The 17,024-nt window shown below is 66.3% G+C and carries 16 protein-coding genes and 1 tRNA gene; 5 read left to right on the top strand and 12 right to left on the bottom strand.

The annotated features are described in order from the left end of the window. Window positions 1-3: 3 nt before the first annotated feature. Window positions 4-852 (top strand): patatin-like phospholipase family protein, encoded by an 849-nt coding sequence (locus CH295_RS08235; RefSeq protein WP_094635038.1) that lies wholly within the window; start codon window positions 4-6, stop codon window positions 850-852. Between the two features lie 9 nt (window positions 853-861). On the opposite strand, the gene CH295_RS08230 is transcribed toward CH295_RS08235, so the two are convergent. Together CH295_RS08230 and CH295_RS08225 are read right to left on the bottom strand one after the other, a co-directional pair. Then, a complete protein-coding gene (locus tag CH295_RS08230) occupies window positions 862-1,770 on the bottom strand; it encodes an amidohydrolase family protein (RefSeq protein ID WP_094740370.1) in 909 nt (302 codons plus the stop codon). Continuing rightward, complete coding sequence (locus CH295_RS08225; RefSeq protein ID WP_094740369.1) at window positions 1,757-2,440, bottom strand: dienelactone hydrolase family protein; 684 nt, start codon at window positions 2,438-2,440, stop codon at window positions 1,757-1,759. Before CH295_RS08225 ends, CH295_RS08230 begins: the two co-directional genes overlap by 14 nt. A gap of 106 nt (window positions 2,441-2,546) precedes the next feature. Here CH295_RS08225 and CH295_RS08220 point away from each other — a divergent pair, with 106 nt between their 5' ends. Further along, complete coding sequence (locus CH295_RS08220) at window positions 2,547-3,524, top strand: NADPH:quinone oxidoreductase family protein (RefSeq protein WP_094740368.1); 978 nt, start codon at window positions 2,547-2,549, stop codon at window positions 3,522-3,524. Between the two features lie 35 nt (window positions 3,525-3,559). On the opposite strand, the gene CH295_RS08215 is transcribed toward CH295_RS08220, so the two are convergent. Then, window positions 3,560-4,930 (bottom strand): ABC1 kinase family protein, encoded by a 1,371-nt coding sequence (locus CH295_RS08215; protein WP_252341961.1) that lies wholly within the window; start codon window positions 4,928-4,930, stop codon window positions 3,560-3,562. Beyond that, on the bottom strand, window positions 4,927-5,490 hold the full coding sequence (locus CH295_RS08210) for a TetR/AcrR family transcriptional regulator (protein WP_170945814.1): 564 nt from the start codon (window positions 5,488-5,490) through the stop codon (window positions 4,927-4,929). Before CH295_RS08210 ends, CH295_RS08215 begins: the two co-directional genes overlap by 4 nt. Before the next feature lie 104 nt (window positions 5,491-5,594). Here CH295_RS08210 and CH295_RS08205 point away from each other — a divergent pair, with 104 nt between their 5' ends. Next, window positions 5,595-6,212 (top strand): DUF998 domain-containing protein, encoded by a 618-nt coding sequence (locus CH295_RS08205; protein ID WP_170945813.1) that lies wholly within the window; start codon window positions 5,595-5,597, stop codon window positions 6,210-6,212. On the opposite strand, the gene CH295_RS08200 is transcribed toward CH295_RS08205, so the two are convergent. Then, the gene (locus tag CH295_RS08200) at window positions 6,195-6,974 is read right to left on the bottom strand and encodes an enoyl-CoA hydratase/isomerase family protein (protein WP_094635043.1); all 780 of its coding nucleotides are present in this window, start codon (window positions 6,972-6,974) and stop codon (window positions 6,195-6,197) included. The two genes, CH295_RS08205 and CH295_RS08200, sit on opposite strands and share 18 nt — an antisense overlap. A gap of 79 nt (window positions 6,975-7,053) precedes the next feature. Here CH295_RS08200 and CH295_RS08195 point away from each other — a divergent pair. Continuing rightward, window positions 7,054-7,127, top strand: a tRNA-Met gene (locus CH295_RS08195). 52 nt (window positions 7,128-7,179) lie between these two features. Here the strand turns inward: CH295_RS08195 and CH295_RS08190 are convergent. The 5 genes from CH295_RS08190 to CH295_RS08170 all read right to left on the bottom strand — a co-directional run bounded on the left by CH295_RS08190 (window position 7,180) and on the right by CH295_RS08170 (window position 14,911). Continuing rightward, on the bottom strand, window positions 7,180-7,818 hold the full coding sequence (locus CH295_RS08190) for an LON peptidase substrate-binding domain-containing protein (RefSeq protein WP_094740367.1): 639 nt from the start codon (window positions 7,816-7,818) through the stop codon (window positions 7,180-7,182). Continuing rightward, window positions 7,815-8,729 (bottom strand): alpha/beta fold hydrolase, encoded by a 915-nt coding sequence (locus CH295_RS08185; RefSeq protein ID WP_094740366.1) that lies wholly within the window; start codon window positions 8,727-8,729, stop codon window positions 7,815-7,817. Before CH295_RS08185 ends, CH295_RS08190 begins: the two co-directional genes overlap by 4 nt. A 99-nt stretch (window positions 8,730-8,828) precedes the next feature. Beyond that, complete coding sequence (locus CH295_RS08180) at window positions 8,829-11,402, bottom strand: alpha/beta fold hydrolase (protein ID WP_094740365.1); 2,574 nt, start codon at window positions 11,400-11,402, stop codon at window positions 8,829-8,831. 183 nt (window positions 11,403-11,585) lie between these two features. Then, the gene (locus tag CH295_RS08175) at window positions 11,586-14,108 is read right to left on the bottom strand and encodes an ABC transporter permease (RefSeq protein ID WP_094740456.1); all 2,523 of its coding nucleotides are present in this window, start codon (window positions 14,106-14,108) and stop codon (window positions 11,586-11,588) included. A gap of 68 nt (window positions 14,109-14,176) precedes the next feature. Then, window positions 14,177-14,911, bottom strand: coding sequence for an ABC transporter ATP-binding protein (locus CH295_RS08170; RefSeq protein WP_037194862.1), 735 nt, complete (start codon window positions 14,909-14,911; stop codon window positions 14,177-14,179). Window positions 14,912-14,986: 75 nt separating this feature from the next. Here CH295_RS08170 and CH295_RS08165 point away from each other — a divergent pair, with 75 nt between their 5' ends. Further along, the gene (locus CH295_RS08165) at window positions 14,987-15,751 is read left to right on the top strand and encodes a deoxyribonuclease IV (protein ID WP_037195492.1); all 765 of its coding nucleotides are present in this window, start codon (window positions 14,987-14,989) and stop codon (window positions 15,749-15,751) included. Here CH295_RS08165 and CH295_RS08160 read toward each other — a convergent pair. Both CH295_RS08160 and CH295_RS08155 read right to left on the bottom strand, forming a co-directional pair. Continuing rightward, on the bottom strand, window positions 15,729-16,424 hold the full coding sequence (locus CH295_RS08160; protein WP_141216979.1) for a condensation domain-containing protein: 696 nt from the start codon (window positions 16,422-16,424) through the stop codon (window positions 15,729-15,731). The genes CH295_RS08165 and CH295_RS08160 overlap by 23 nt on opposite strands. Before the next feature lie 106 nt (window positions 16,425-16,530). After that, window positions 16,531-17,007 (bottom strand): DUF309 domain-containing protein, encoded by a 477-nt coding sequence (locus CH295_RS08155; protein WP_094635047.1) that lies wholly within the window; start codon window positions 17,005-17,007, stop codon window positions 16,531-16,533. Window positions 17,008-17,024: the final 17 nt, after the last annotated feature.

Raw genomic sequence — 17,024 nt, 5'->3', positions numbered from 1 at the left:
ACCATGACCAGGCGAGCACTCGTATTGGGCGGCGGCGGAGTCGCAGGTATTGCGTGGCAGACGGGTGTCCTACTGGGATTGGCAGAATCCGGAGCCGACGTCACAGATGCCGAGATGCTGCTGGGAACATCGGCAGGCTCCTCGGTGGCAGCGCAGATCTCGAGCGGAACCGCGTTGGCCGAACTGTTCGAGCGTCAGGCAGACGAGGCGAAGCAGGACCACGAACCGCATGCCGAGGCGACCATCGACGAACTGGTCTCCATGTTGGCTCGAGCGGCTCAGAACTCGGACGGCAGTGCCATCGACACTCGCAGGCGCATCGGTGCCGAGGCACTGGCGGCCTCGACGATCACCGAGCGTGAGCGCAGGGCCATCATCGAACGACGGCTGCCGTCGCACTCGTGGCCGAGCCGCGATCTGCGGATCGTCACCGTCGACGCTCTGACGGGCCGGCATCGAGTTCTCGATCGTGGCTCGGGCGTTCAACTGGTCGACGCGGTGGCCGCGAGCTGCGCCATCCCGGGAATGTGGCCCCCGGTGACGATCGGCGATCATCGTTACGTCGACGGAGGTATCCGCGCGAGCGAAAACGCCGATCTGGCAGTCGGTTTCGAGAAGGTACTGGTGTTCAGAGTCGGCGCACTCGACCTGGAGCACGATCCCTTCGACATCGAACGAGAGCGGCTGGTCAAGGGTGGCTCGAAGGTGGAAGTGATTGCACCCGACGCCGATTCGTCGGCTGCTATCGGACCCGACGCCACCGACATCGCCGTCCGATCGGCCGCGGCCGTGGCCGGACGTGCGCAGGGCAATGCCATCGCCGAGCGTATTGCCGAGTTCTGGGTCGGCTAGAGAACTGCTCTAGCCGAACAGTGCAGCCCCGTTTTCCCAGCACACTGCGCGAACCCAGTCGTCTCCCAGGTCGAGTCGGCTTACTGCCTGCAGGGCGTGCAGATACGGGTACGGAATGTTCGGGTAGTCGCTGCCGAACAGAATGCGATTCTGCAGATCGAGCAGTCGTGGCAGCTCGTGTCTCGGAAACGGTGCGCCCGCCTCCGAGAAGTCGGTGAACGACATCGTGGTGTCCAGTCGAACGTTCTCGTAGCGATCGGCCAGGTCGAGGAAGTCGACGTACTCGGGCATGCCCATGTGCGCGATGATCAACGGGAGCTGGGGGAACCGTTGCAGCAGTGCGGCAATCGGTTCCGGTCCGGTGTGGGTGCCGGGTGCCGGACCGGACCCGCAGTGGATCACCACGGGTACCTGTGCGTCCGAGAGTGCGCCCCAGACGCCGTCGAGCAGGGGATCGTTGGGCGCATAATTGCCGACCTGTATGTGCGACTTGAAGATTCGGGCACCGTTCGTCAGTGCCTGCTCGACGTACTCGGTGGCCCCGTCCTCGGGGTAGAACGTGGCGGTCTGCAGGCAGTCGGGGGTGCGCGCCGCGAAGTCGGCACCCCACGAGTTGAGCCACGCTGCCATCGACGGCTTGTGGGGGTAGATCATCGAGGTGAAGTGCCGTACCCCGAATCCTCGAATGACCTGCAGCCGTCGGTCTTCGGCGAAACGATACGAAATGGGCCAGACACTGCCCGTCAGCGGCCCTGCGCTGTCGAAGTAATTCCACACCTTGTCCATCACGTTCTTCGGCATGAAGTGCGTGTGGACGTCGAACAGTCCGGGCAGCGACAGCTCGGTCCAGAAGGCGACGATACGTTCCGTCTCCTCCGTGAGTTCGGCGTCGGAGCGGGGTGGCTCAGCGTGCGACATGGGCGTCGAACCACTCGAGAGTCTTGCCCCAGGCGTCGGCCGCAGCATCGGCGTCGAACACCGCGGGGCGGTCGTCGCAGTGAAATCCGTGCTTGCCGTGGGCGTAACGGGTTATCTCGGTGTCGACCGGGGACGTTGCGGTGATCTCGCGCAGCGTTTCCACCTCCTGGAAGGGGATGCCCTCGTCCAGGTCTCCGAAGAAGCCGTGCCAGGGTGTCGCGAGGGCGTCACCCACCGACGCCATCGCGGGGTAACCGAAGCGACCCTGGGTGATTCCGCCGCCGTAGAACGTCGCTGCCGCACCGAGTTGCCGTCGGACGGCGGTGTGGAACGCAACGGTGCCGCCCATGCAGAAACCGACGATGGCGATGGACGAGGGCTCGAATCCGAGCTCGGCGAGCGCACTCGCCGCCGCGTCGACGTCGGAATCGACCTCGTCCGCGTGCAGCCGCCCGATTGCCGCCATCGCCGAGTCCATGTCCGAGTACGACAACACGGTCACACCCTCCTGCCGGTGGAACAGGTGCGGTGCGACCGCGACCCAACCGGCGGCCGCGAGGCGGTTGCAGACGTCGACGATGTGATCGGTGACCCCGAAGGCCTCCTGAATGACGATGACGCCGCCGCGGGCGTCACCCTCGGGCCGCACGACGGTGAGGGGAGTGTTCATCCGTCGATTGGAGCACACCCCTGTTCGCGCATGCCGGTAGCCACGGTGAGTTCTGTTGTTTTGTACGGTGGCGTGCAGGGAACGATCCCGACCGAGAGGACCATTCATGCGCGCGGTACAGATCTCCAGCCTCGACGGACCCGACTCGGTGAGTGTGGTGGACATCGACGAACCCGCCCCGCGGGACGGGTCGGTGGTCATCGAGGTCCATGCTGCGGGCGTCGCCTTTCCCGACGCGTTGCTCACCCGCGGGCTCTACCAGTACAAGCCCGAGTTGCCGTTCGTACCCGGCAGCGAGATCGCCGGCATCGTTCGGTCGGCACCGCCGGAGTCCGGCTTCTCCGCAGGTGATCGAGTAGCCGCACTGACGGGGCTGAGCGACGGTATGGCCGAGGTCGCCGTCGTATCCCCGGACACGGTGTTCGCGCTGCCCGAGTCGGTGTCCCTCTCCGCAGGCGCTGGGCTGTTGTTCAACGACCTGACGGTGCACTTCGCGCTCCGGGAACGTGGCCGTTTGGCGCCGGGCGAGACGGTTCTGGTGCACGGCGCAGCAGGGGGCATCGGAACCTCCGCGCTGCGAATGGCTCCGGTGCTCGGCGCATCTCGCGTCATCGCCGTCGTGAGCACGGAGGCCAAGGCCGACATCGCGCGATCCGCCGGAGCCACCGACGTGGTGCTTGTCGACGGTTGGAAGGACGCGGTCAAGGAACTGACCGGCGGCCGTGGCGTCGACGTCGTCGTCGATCCGGTGGGTGGTGATCGGTTCACCGACAGCATCCGCTCGCTCGCACCGTCGGGCCGAATCCTGGTGCTGGGCTTCACCGGTGGCGAGATCCCGACGGTCAAGGTCAACCGATTGCTGCTCAACAACGTCGATGTCGTCGGCGTCGGTTGGGGTGCATGGTGGATGACGCGCCCGGGCTACCTCGCCACCCAGTGGTCCGAGATCGAACCGCTCCTCGCCGACGGATCGCTCAGTGCGCCGGAGCCGTCGGTGTTCCCGGCCGCCGATGCGGCTGCCGCCATCGCATCTCTGGAAAACCGCACTGCGGCAGGCAAAGTGGTACTCGACTTCACTCACTGACTCAGCACCCGTTGACGCTGTGTCGAGCTGCCGGTTCACTCCGGCAGCTCGACGCCCCTCGCCTCGGCCAGTGCCGCGATCTCGGCGGGGAAGACGTTCTTGAACACGAACGGATCGGTCCCGAGCGCCCAGTTCGGGGCGAGTTCGATGGCGTATCGCTCGAAGTAGCCGAGTTGTTTGGCCACCAGGATCAATTCCTCCGGGCTCGATGTCTTGTACTGCTTGCCCATGTTCACCAGCGCTCGGATGAAGTCCGCCAGGCTGAAGTGCGCGAGAGTTGCCGAGAGCATCGGAGCGAACACCGACTGCAGGATCGCGCCGACCTCGGCGTCGGAACCCATCTGCGGGGCAACGATTCCCAGCCGCTTGACGGTACCGGCGAGCCGGGTGAAGTCGCCGTCGATCACGGTGGCGTGAAAGAGATCGAGCAGAAGCGCGCGCCACTGCTCGTCCACCTCGCCCATGACTCCGAAGTCCAGGAATGCCACTCTGCCGTCGTCGAGGACCCACACGTTGCCCGCATGCACGTCGCCGTGGAAGAGGCCGTGCAGCACAAGGGCTTCCATCCAGACCTTGGCGGCGCGGCGGACGATGAGCTCGGACTGCTCTCCTGGCTCGTAACGGTCGAGTGGGGAGCCGTGCATGCGTTCCATGCAGATGACGCGCCCACCGCAGTAGTCGAGAAACACCTCGGGCGCGGTGACGTGGGCGTTGTCGTCGAACGCACCGATGGCCGCGCGAAAGCTGTCCTGGCGCTTGGCTTCCACGGCGCTGTCGAGTTCGGCGAAGGTAGCGGCGTGCAGGTCGACGATGATCGCCGACGCGTTGGCCGTGGCGAAGAACGGAATGAACTGCTCGAGTCCGCGGGCGATGAGGTACGCGATGCGCAGGTCGATCTTCATGCGGTGGTAGATGCCTCGCCGCTGCACCTTCATGACCACTTCACGGCCGTTGTCGCGGCGCACGCACAGATGCACCTGAGCGACCGAGGCGGACGAGAGCGGTACGTCGTCGAACGAGGAGAACAGGTCGTCGATTCCGCGACCCAGATCGGCCTCGATCACCGCGCGCGCCTGCGAACCGGGGAACGGTGGCACCTCGTCGAGGCAGCGCAGACAGGTATCGGCGAGAACCTTGGGAAACAGTCCGGGCGAGGACCCCATCAACTGACCGACCTTGACGAAGGTGGGTCCGAGTACGAAGAAGGCGTCGACGACGGCCTCCGAGGCGTGCAGTGGCCACCCGCGCCGTGGCGCGCGCACCCAACGGCCGATCGCGACGAGCTGGAAGTACGCCAACACCGATCCGATGACGATGAGCCGCAGCAGTTCTCGTATTCCGAATGTCTTCAGCTCGGGTGCGGGCTTCGGTGTCATGGGCTCGGGTGTCACGGCCTCGGGGGTCATACGTGCACCCCCGCAGGCACCCGTGCTGCCGAGGCTTCCAGGCGTGCCAGCAGTCGATCGAACCGCGTTGCATCGTCCGAGGCGCGTGAGAGCACCAACGCGCCCTGAATCCCGGCCACGATCTCCTCGGCCAGTTCGGCTGCCGAGTCGCCGTGTCCCAGCCGGCGCAGTACCGGCGTGAGTGCGTCGATCCAGTGGGTGAAATGCGCTGCGACGCGGCCCGAGAACACCGCACGTTCGAGACCGAGCGTGAACGCTCCGAACAGGCACACCAGACGATTGGACCGGAAGTATCGCGCGGTCTGCTCGAACATCTCGTGTGTGGTCGACGCGGCATCGGTGCCGTGTCGCAAGGGCTCGAACACGTTGTGGTGGAACCACTGCTCGACGTCGTCGAGGACGGCCTCGGCCATCTCCTGCTTTCCACGCGGAAAGTAGTGGTAGAGGCTACCTTTCCCCAGGCCGGTCTGTTTGCTGATGACCGCGAGGGTCGACCCGTCGAATCCGTGGTCGCGGAACACCCCTGCGAGTACCGGCACCACGTCGTGGCGATCGCTCATGAGCCGGTACTGTACCAATCGGTACACGACGGGTGTATCGGGGCTCCGGGAGTGGAGCCTGCGAAATGACCCATCGGGGTCGAGCCGAGATGGGTCATGCAGCTGTGAAGAGAACTACCGTCCTGGCAGCCGGAGCCTTCCTCGTCGGCGGGGTGACGTATCTGGCCGCCGAAGCCGTGGCCGCGCTCGGGTGGACGGACCGGCCGTACAGCTACGCCCGCAACAACATCAGCGACCTCGGAATCCCCGACATCTCGCCGCTGCACGCGGTGATGAACACCGGCTTCGTCGTCGACGGCACGTTGTTCCTCCTGGCGGGGCTGGGACTGTCCGTGCTCTTCGAAGGCCGGGCGCGGTGGATCGTGGCCGGCACCTCCGTTGTGCACGGTGTCGGCAGCATCGTCGTCGGGCTCGCCCACGCCTCGGTCGACGGGGCATCGACGCCCCATGCGGTGGGTGCAGGCATGGCGATCGTCGGCGGCAATCTGGTGCTTCTGGCCGCGGGACGATACGGCGGCCGCGTCGGTGCGCCGCGTTGGTACACCGTGGGCAGTGCGACTGCAGGAGTGGCAGGACTGGTGGGGCTGGCGCTGTTTCTCGCCGACACCGGAATCCTCGGCGGCGGAACATTCGAGCGCATCTCGGTCTACACCATCATCGGATGGGAGATCGTCACCGGCGCAACGATTCTGGTCAAGCGCCGCCTATCCGAACTCGGGTGACTCCTTGGCAAGGAAGGCGCGCACGCCTTCCTTGCCGTCGGCCGACTCGAACGCCTCCTCGAACACCGGCAATGCCCGTCGTGCGGGCAGGCCTGGGGACTCGCCGAACGTGAGCGCGAGGGCGCGCTTGTTCGCCCGAACAGCAGAGCGTGATTTTCGCGCCAGCGCCTGCGCCAATCCCAGTGCCACCGACAAGGACTGTCCGCGCGGAGCGACTCGATTGATCAGGCCCCACTCCAGAGCGGTCTCGGCCGGGATGGGCTCGCCGAGCAACACCAGTTCGGCGGCGCGCGCCTGACCGACCCGCCGCAGCGCACGCATGGACCCGCCGCTGCTGGGGATCACACCGAGGTCGATTTCCGGGAGTCCGAGTCGAGCCCCCTCGTCGGCGACGACGAGATCGCAGCACAGCGCCAGTTCGAGGCCGCCGCCCAACGCGAATCCGTCGATTGCCGCGACCGTGGGCAGCGGTAGATCGTCGAGCATCTCGAGGGTGGCGTTCTCGAGAATGCTCTTGCGGGCGAGTACGTCACCGCCGTCCTGCATCTCGGGCATCTCGGAGATGTCCGAGCCGGCACTGAACACCCGGTCGCCGGTGAGAACGACCGCTCGGACCGCAGCATCGTCGATCAACTCGAGAAGGAGGGCGCGCAGTCGCCGCGTCGCCGGACGGGTCAGTGCATTGACCGGTGGGTTGCTCAGCGTGATCTGCGCGACGCCGGCGTGCGGAAAGGTCAGGACGGGAGAAAGCGCGGTGGTCATACTTCGGAACCGTAGAGCCTGCGGCTGACCTGGCGATTGGGAGACTGCCGAGATGGCATGTAGCGTGGTGAACACCCGACGCGGGGTGGAGCAGCTCGGTAGCTCGCTGGGCTCATAACCCAGAGGTCGCAGGTTCAAATCCTGTCCCCGCTACTACGCACGTCAGGCCCGACATCGATGATGTCGGGCCTGACGTGTTTCTGTCTCAGGGTTGCAATCGGAATTGCACGACGGCGGTGACATTCTCGATGGCGTCGTCGAGAGCGGTCATGCGTGCTCTGGCGTCCGGCGCGGACAGGATGTCGAGTCGATCGGACTGACCCATCGGAATCAGTGCTGCCAGCGACCAGATCTTCTCGGCGGCCGAGATCGGCAGGCCCAGGAAGTCCGGAACACCGGGTGTGGCAACGTTCTCCGCCGATTCGAGTCGGCCGATCAGTTCGTAGAGATCCTCGATCCGCGCCCAGGTGGCGTCGAATTCGGTGTCTGCGATCATCGCGTCCGTGTCTTCGTCCGGCCATGCTCGAACGTCGGCCAGTGGGTACGGGTCGTCCGGCAGCCAGGCGTCGATCCTGATCCGTTCACCGCCGACGCATTCGAGTAGATAGCGGCCGTCGCCGATGGACTCGTGACCGATGATGTGTGCGGTCGTGGCCACATCGTGCCGGACGTCGCCGCCGCCGGCTTCGTGCCCACGCGCGATGAGAACCACGCCGAAGCTCGGGTCGTCCTGCTTCAGGCAGTCGTGCACCAGAGCTTGGTAGCGCGGCTCGAAGATGTGCAGTGGTAGTCGTTCGCCGGGGAGCAGCACGCTGCCGAGCGGGAACATCGGTGTCACGCTCACGGGTGCTGCAACGGAACAGCCGCCGGGGTGATCGCCGCAGGCGCGCTCTTCTCGGTCCGGTTGGAGTCCAGAAATTCGTCGAGCAGTCGGAAGAAGAAGTCCGGCTCGTCGAGCTGGGGAAAGTGGCCGGCGTCGGGAAAGATCTCGACGCGACTGTTCGGAACCTCGCGTCGAATGTTGTCGGCGTGCTTGGCGGGAATCATCCGGTCCTTGCCGCCCCAGACCAGCAGCGACGGAATGGACTCGAACTTCTCGAAGTGTTGCTTCGCGCTGACCGTCTGCCCCCGCGGGCCCACCACGGCCCGCGTCGACGCCAGGAACGCCCCACGGGTGGAGCGGTCTGCGACCGACCGGAACGACCTCCAGGTCTCGGCCATGCTGGGTCCCGGCGCGACCGGCAGACCCCATTTGCCCAACTGCGCCAGCGCGCTTTCGGTATTCCTACGGAACCAGTCCGATGCGAGCAGTGGCAACACCAGCTCACTGCCGGGCAGCGTCGCTGCCTTGAGCACCAGGCTCACCTCCGGACCGAGGCCGCCGCTGCTGACCAGCGCCAGGCGATCGACTCGCTCGGGAAAGAGATACGTCAGCTGCATGACGATGCCGCCGCCGAGAGAATGACCGACCATCGGTGCGGAGTCGATGTTCAGGTGGTCCATCAGGTCGCGAATGGTGGCCGCGTGCGAACTCAGCGAGTAGTCGCCGGTCGGCTTGTCGGAGTCTCCGTGCCCGAACAGGTCGGGCGCGATGACCCGAAATTTGTGCGACAGACGTTCGAGCTGCGGGCCCCAGGACCGATGCGATCCCAGCAGGCCGTGCACCAGAATCACGGGCGGGCCGTCGCCCATATCCACGTATCGCAGGACGTCCTTGTGTAGTTCTACCGACTGCAATTCGTACGATGAACTCATGGTCGACCTCCTCGTCGTGTGATTCCCGGGTCGTCGCGCGGCTCGGTGAGCCGTAGGCACAAACGTACAAGCTGAGCCGACACTGCGACAGACCGTCGGTCAGCGTGCGAGGCCCGCGTCGTCGAAGGTGTTCGTGATCGTCTCGGCCAAGTGCGCGGCCATCGGTTCACGCAACATGTCGACGTGATCCCCGGAGATGTCGACGAAGGTCAACTCACCACGACCGACGGTCTGCCACGACTCGAGATCTTTCACGTTCTCTGCTGTGCGAACCACGGTCATCGGACCCGACCATGGTGTCGGCACGTGCTTGTTCAACGCCACGTACCCGATGCTTGCGAAAACCAACCATTCCATCGTCGTCGGGTACCGCAGCAACCCGGCGAACTGCATCCGTAGCCAGAGGGCAGCGGTGCCGATGCGGCCGAGGTGGAAGCCTGCGTCTTCGCGCGTCTGAGCCGGCGGAGCAGCCGGAACTTCGCGACCCCCGGGCAACCTGTCCAGCAGATGCCGAAACAGTCGCGTGTCGAGGAGCAGCAGGTGGGGAGTTCCGAGGCCGGAGTCTCGGATCTCCTCCGCCATCGCGATGGCAATCCAGCCACCGAGCGAATGACCGACCAGATGGAACGGGCCCTCGGGCTGGACCGTGCGAACAGCGTCGACGTAGCGCTTCGCGGTTCGCCGAATCGTGCGGTCCGGGCGTCCGCGCTTGCCGCGGCCGTGCGCCTGCAGTGCATACACGGGGCGGTCGTCGTCGATGTGTTTGACGAGATTCAGAAACGCCATCGCACCGACGCCTGCTCCGCCGACCAGGAAGATCGGTGCCTTGCTTCCCTCCGTGCGCAGCGGCACGAGCACATCGTGTTCGCCGGTCGTGCGCCGACGCGCAGTTGCCGCGTCCTCGAGGCGGGCATCGACTGTCACGGCCAGCGCTCGAACAGTGGTCGCCGCGAACACATCCTCCGGCGTCAGATCGATCTTCAGGCTCTCGCGAAGTTGGGCAAGCATCGCCGTGGTGGTCAGCGAGTTGCCGCCCAGCGCCAGGAAATCCTCGTCCCGGCCGATCGTGTCCAGCCCGATCGCGGTGCGCGCGGCCTCGGCCACGATGTACTCGGTCGGGCCGACTGCCGTCCGCTCGACGCGTCGATCGGCGGGCTCGGGCAGTGCACTTCGGTCGAGCTTGCCGCGTTCGTTTCGCGGCATCGCGTCGAGCGCGACGATGTGGGTGGGCACCATCCATTCCGGCAACGTCCGGCGCAGTGACGCTCTGATCTCGCCCACGGAGGGTCGCCAACCGGAACGAGCCGAACACACGTAGGCGACCAGGTCGGTATCGGTGCCGGAGGTCCTGCCGATCACCGCTGCGTCGTCGATCTCCGGCATGGCGCGCAGCGCTGCCTCGACCTCGGCCGGCTCCACCAGGTAGCCACGCACCTTGACGGCGTCGTCGATGCGTCCCGCCAGATGCAGTGTCCCGTGTTCGTCGAGTCGTCCCAGATCGCCGGTGCGGTACCGGAACAGACCGTCGCCGAGCGCGGCGAATCGTTGGGAGTCCAGACCGGCACCGCCGAGGTAACCGTCGGCCAAGCAGCTCGACGTCACCCGTACTTCGCCGATCACGTCGGGTGCACACGTCGAACCGTCGGAGGCGACGACCTCGACGAGCTTGCCCGGGATGGGTCTGCCTGCGGGGAGAAAGCCCGACGGCAGCGCTCGCTCGAGCGGGAATTCGCCGTAGGCGACGGCACCGGCCTCGGTGGTCGCGTACCAGTTGACCACCGTCGCTCGGCTGTCGAACCGCCGCCGGAAGCCGTCGGCATCGTCGGAGTGCAGGGATTCCCCGTACGTGATGACCACCCGCAGCGTCGGTACGGCCCCGCGCCCGCCTGCTGCGTGTTCGGTGGGTCCGTGATCGACTGCGGAGACTGCGCGCAGCAGCGACGACGAGCAGTGCAGCGTCGTCAGGGAATGCGCGGCAGTCCACTCGACGGTGCTGCTGGGGACACCCGACCTGGGGTCGCGGCAGTGCACGGCGGCGCCGCTGAGCAGGCCGGCGAACAACGTGTTCAAGCCGGCACCGAAGCTGACCGGAAGCGAGTTTCCGACGCGGTCGTGTGGGCTCAGTGCCAACGCGTTGGCAACCTCGTATGCCTTGGTCAGGCACATGCGGTGGCTCAGGATCACGCCCTTGGCGGTGCCGGTGGATCCCGAGGTGTAGTTGATCACCGCGGTGTGGTCGCCCGACAGTGTCGGCAGCGGAACACAGGAGTCCATGGCGGCGGCCACGGTGGCGGAGTCGATCGCCGTCGCGGCTGCTTGGTCGATGATCGTGGCGCGGCGCTCGGCCGGAAGCATGGGGTCGAGCGGCACCAGGGGATGGCCCGCGGCGACGACGGCCAGCATCAGCACGATCGAATTCGTCGTTGCGTCGGTGTCCACGGCGAGCGGCCGAGAATCGGCGGGGAAGAGAGTGGCGATCTTGCGAGCCAGAGAGTAGGCGCGGTGGAGGAGCTCGTCGAAGGTCAGCGAGGTGCCGTCGACGTCGAGGGCGACGGCATCGGGCAGGGCGTGAGCCACCTCGCGGTAGCGGGCCATCAGGGTGTCGCGGCGTTCGGGCCGGCACAGCGGGGCCAGAGAAAGTCGGGTCGGCGCATCGATGTCCTGAATCGACATGATTCTCCTTGCACGAGCCCGACCCGTGATGACGGAGTCGGTTTGTGACTCACAAACCGTCTCTGAGACTGTTTTACCGACTCAAAGGTAGACGCGCATGGCCTTTTAACGCAAGCGGAAAACCGGACATTCCACAACAATCGGGTGACGTTGCGGAATGCCCGGTCTGTTTCGGGCCTGTCCCTACAGGTCCGCGATGGCCTCCAACGGCTTCGTGCGTGCGGCTCGCACCGCAGGCCACAGCGCCGCCAACACACCGACGACGGCCGATCCGAGCAGCATCGCCACCACCTGGCCCCACGGCACGGTCATGGTGCCCAGGCCCTCGTCGCGCAGAGTCTGCACGAATCCCCACCCGAACGCGATGCCGAGGACGACGCCCACGATCGCGCCGAACAGTGCGATGAGCAGCGACTCGAGATAGATGATGCGACGAACCTGTGGACGCTGCATTCCTATGGCCCGCAGCATGCCGATCTCCCGACGCCTCTCCACGACCGACAGGGCCAGCGTGTTGACGATGCCGAGCACGGCGATGACGACGGCCAGTGCCAGCAATCCGTACAGCACGGCGAGCAGGGTGTCGATCTGCTGACCCTGGCTGCCCTTGAACTCCTCGACGTCCTGAACCTGGACGACGACGAACGGCGTGGTCGCGGCTTCGAGGTCGGTTCGCAGCGTGTCCAGGTCGGTACCAGGCGTGGCCTTGATCAGAACCAGGATGTCGGACCGGGTGATGGACGGCGTCACCTCCTGGTAGATGTCGCCCGAGACGATCCAATTCCCGATGAGCGGATTGTCGGTGAACACACCGGTGACGGTCACGGGGACCGACGCCCCGTCCACGGTGTCGAAGGTGACCTCGGTTCCGACCGTCCATCCGCGGTTGGCCGCTTCGGTTTCCGACACCGAGAATCCGTCGCTGTCCAGGTCTGCCGTGCCCTGGACCATCGACAGCTCGAGCAGTCCCTCGGGAGAGCCGTCGATGGCGGCGCCGTACTCCTCCTGGCCCGCGATGGTGACGAACACCGGGTGCAGTACCGCGGTGCGGTCCACGCCGGTCACCTGTTGTGCAGCGGTCGTGGCACCGGTCGGAACGCCGATCGACTGCGGACCGGAGAGGATGTAGTCCGCCTCGACGCCGGTGTCGACGAGTGAGTCGACGCTGGCCTTGGCAGTGGATCCGAGCACGCCGATGACGGTGACGAGCATGAGGCCGAGCATCAGGGCGAAGGCGGTGGCCGCGGTGCGTCGCGGGTTGCGTACCGAATTGGTCCTGGCCAAGCGCCCGATCGCTCCGAACGGACGGGTGATGACTGCACCGAGCGCGCCGACCACCGGCCGTGACAGCGACGGCGCGGCCAGTGCGGTGGCGACGATCAGCGCGACGGCTCCCGCGCCGACCGTGGCAGCGGCCGCCCCGCCGGTCGACTGCGCGCCGATGATCAGTGCGGCCGCGCCTGCGATTCCCAGGCCGACGCCCACGAACGTCCTGGTGCGCAGCGTGTCGCCCGCAGAGGCGAACTCCTCGCGCATCGCGGCGACCGGTGGAATCTTGGCCGCCCGCCGGGCCGGGGCGTACGCGCTCAGCACGGTGACGACGATGCCGACGGCGAACGCGACGACAACGGTGCGCGGCTCCAGTGCCAGCGGTCCCGACGGTAGGCCCAGGTCGAAGGCGTTGAGCAGCGCCCGCAGCCCGTAGGCCAGCCCTACTCCGCCGACGAAGCCGAGGACGCTGCCGATGACGCCTACGACCAGAGCTTCCAGGACGACCGATCGGCTGACCTGTCCGCGGCTGGCTCCGATGGCGCGCAGCAGTGCCAGTTCGCGGACGCGCTGAGCGACGATCATCGAGAACGTGTTGTAGATGATGAAGGTGCCGACCAGCAGGGCGATCCCGCCGAAGGCGAGCAGGAAGTAGTTGATGAACGACAGTGCCGACTCGACCTCGGCCTGAGTCTCGGCCTGTACGTCCGCGGCGGTCTGGACCTTCAGATCGGGAAACGCCGCGGCGATCTCGTCGCGAAGATCGCTCTGGGTCAGCCCTTGCGCGGCCAGATCGTTGCCCGCGACGTCGATGTACTGCACGTGGGCACCGTCGGTGAACAGCTCGTTCGCCTGGCTCTGCACGAATTGGATTCCGATGTAGCCACCGGATTCGGTTGCCGTCGAATAGATTCCGCTGATCGTGACGTCGGTGATGCCCTTGGACGGCACGAGGACCTGGGTGGCGTCGCCCACCTTCAGTCCCGCGCGCTCGGCACCACCTTCGTTGATCGTGACCTGACCGGGAGCGGTGGGAGCCGAACCGTCGACGAAGGTGGTCGGATCACCGAGTCTTTGGTCGTCCGGGAGGTACGACTCACCGATGGTCGGTGCGCCGCCGGACTGTACGGCGGCACCGTCCGAGCCGAGCAGCACCAACTGCCCGCCGACGTACGGCGACACGGCGCGCACGTTCGGCAACGTCGAGATCGCCGCGATGTCCTCGTTCGGTAGGCCGGACGAGCGTGCGTCCTCGGGGCTCACGCGAACGTCCGCGCCCTGCGCGGTATCGGCGAACAGGGAGGAGAAGGTGCGCTGGAGGGTATCGGTGAACACGAAGGAACCCGCGACGAATGCCGTGCCGAGCACGACGGACAGCACGGTCAGAGCAAGGCGAACCTTATGTGCAGCAAGGTTTCTCAGCGAAACCTTGCGCATGGGATTGCCCGACGCGGCCCGACGTGGGGCCTTGTCGTCGACCGAGTGTTTGGAGGCCGAGTGCGCCATTATCGGACCGTCTCCAGCTTCTTCATCCGCTCGAGTACGGCGTCGGCCGTGGGCGCGTTGAGCTGATCGATGACTGCGCCGTCGGCGAGGAACACGACGCGGTCGGCGTAACTGGCCGCGCGCGGATCGTGCGTGACGATGACGACGGTCTGATCGAATTCGTCTGCGGCAGTGCGCAGAATCGACAGCACCTCGCCGGACGAGCGGGAGTCGAGGTTGCCGGTGGGCTCGTCGCCGAACACGATGTCGGGTCGACCTGCCAGTGCGCGGGCGCATGCCACTCGCTGCTGCTGTCCGCCCGAGAGCTCGCTGGGGCGGTGATCGAGGCGGTCGCGCAGGCCCAGTCGGTCGACCACGGTGTCGAGCCATCCCTGATCCGGCGTGCGGCCGGCGATGTCGAGGGGCAGCGTGATGTTCTCGAGCGCGGTGAGCGTCGGCACCAGATTGAAGGCCTGGAACACGAATCCGATTCGGTCCCTTCGCAATCCGGTCATCTCCTTGTCGGAGAGTGCCGTCAACTCGGTGTCGCCGATGGTCACCGTTCCCGAGGATGCGTTGTCCAAGCCGGCCAGGCAGTGCATGAGCGTGGACTTCCCCGAACCCGACGGGCCCATGATGGCGGTGAATTCTCCGCGAGCGAAGTCGACGCTCACCCCGGACAGTGCGTGGACCTGGGTGTCCCCTGATCCGTAGACCTTCGATACGTTGACCGCACGTGCGGCGATGTCGCTCATGGGTGCCAGTGTTCCAGCGTTCTGCGCCCGTCGCTATCAGGGGAGACCCTGAACACCACCCCTATGATGGGCGTCATGCGCATCGGAGCCCACGTCCGCGACAGCAGCGACCCTCTCGGCACGGCCGAGGCCCTCGGCGTCGACCTCGTCCAGATGTTCCTCACCGATCCGCAGAAGTGGAACAAGCTCTCCCCGCACCCTCAGGGCGAGGCGTTGCTGACCGGCGACGTCGACGTGGTGGTGCACTCGTCCTACGTCCTCAATGTGGCGAGCCTGAACAATCGGATCCGTATTCCGTCGCGCAAGGCCGTCATCGAGCAGGCCGCTGCTGCGGCCGAGATCGGGGCCATCGGGTTGGTCGTCCACGGCGGCCACGTCCGTGAGGGCGAGGACACTGCCAAGGGAATCGACAACTGGCGCAAGCTGTTCGAGCGCCAAGCGGAGCAGGGCGGCTTCGCGGTGCCGATCTTCGTCGAGAACACCGCGGGCGGAGACTCCGCGATGGCGCGCCACTTCGACGACATCGCCCGGTTGTGGGACGCGATCGGTGAGTTCGGTGCCGGATTCTGTCTGGACACCTGTCACGCGTGGGCCGGGGGCGAGGATCTCGTCGACGTGGTCGACCGAATCAAGGCCATCACCGGACGAATCGATCTGGTGCACCTGAACAATTCGCGCGACGAGTTCGACTCGGCGCGAGACCGGCACGCGAACCTCGGCACGGGAACGATCGACGCCGAGATTCTGACCGCCGTCGCACTGGCTGCCGACGCGCCGGTGATCCTCGAAACTCCCCCCGAGGGGATCGAGGACGACGTCAGGCTGCTGAAGAGCCTGTAGTGGCGAGTGCGAGGCTGTGCACGGCCGCCGACCACAGTCGGATCAGTTCGTCGACGCCGTGCAGGTTCGCAGCCCAGGTGATGCGCGCCGTCGCGGTACCCGCATCGGTCACGGAGATCCCGAAGTCGATGGCGTGATCGCGGCTGGGCTCTGCCAGTGCATCCTCACGCACGATGATCTGAGCTCCTGCGCGCGAGGCCAGCGCGGGATAGTTGCGAGTCAGTGCGTAGTCGCGGCCGCCGTTCGGCACCGAGCCCAGCCGCCTCGAGACGTCGTCGACGAGGTGCTCGCGGAGAGAGGGGACGGCGAGAGCGTCGGTGCGAAGCGCAGGAAGCCGGACCGGGTGCACTGCACCGGTGTTCTCGAGATCGAGGTCGACCAGCACGCCGGCCGAGGAGCCGCGGTGGTTGTTCGCCTGCCACGTGGACACGGCCGAACCCAGGGCCGCGAGCAGCAGAACGCGGCGGCGGTGTGCGCCGTCGGGCAACGCGAACGTCACCGATGCCTGCTCGAATTCCGTCGACCGTTCGGTGAGCAACGGTCGCTCCGCCGGGGTCAGGACTGCGACCCAGTACGGAACCTGTTCGGCTACCTCGGTGCAGAGAGTGCGTCCGAGCTGGGCCGGGCTGATCGTCTCGCGGTGCACGAGTCTGAGCGGTGCGAACACGGTCACGCCGACGAACCCCACTTCCGAAGCAGATTGTCCTAGCCTTACCTAACCTTCACCAGGCTAGCTCGAGTCGGGATCGGACGCCAGGACGCCCCCTGTCGGGATCGGTTCAGTCGATAGCGCGCAGCGCCGGAATACCGGGGGCCACCGGCAACCGTCCGGTTTCGAGCTCGACGAGCAGGCCCTCCGACCAGGTCAGCAGGCCGGTGACGTCGACGTGATGCGGAGGATCGCACTCGAATCCGATGAGTCGGTCGTGTCCCTGCCGGAGCAGCGAACCGGCACCGACGCGATTGCCGCGCATCAGATGAGTCAACCCGACGGCGAGTTGGGCGAGGCCCTGCCACAACGGACGCTCGTCGGGCGAGCAACTCTTCCACGTGCCCTCGAGTACCTCGTGCGCATGGAACGGCATGTCCGCGTCGAGGAATCTCTGCGCTTCGACCAGAGCAGCAGTGGGAGGAAGACGGAGGTCGTCGGGCACCCGTGGGGTTCCGTTGCCACCGCGCGCGAGGGGCCGCCCGAGACCGTCACGAGGCCTGGCATTGAGGGGTTTACCGTGCGCATCACGTTCGCGTTCGGCCATGGCGGAAACCCTAGTGT

The organism is Rhodococcus sp. 14-2483-1-2, assembly GCF_002259405.1.
In the GTDB taxonomy this organism is placed as follows: domain Bacteria; phylum Actinomycetota; class Actinomycetes; order Mycobacteriales; family Mycobacteriaceae; genus Rhodococcoides.
This window is presented reverse-complemented; position numbering and strand designations above follow the sequence as displayed.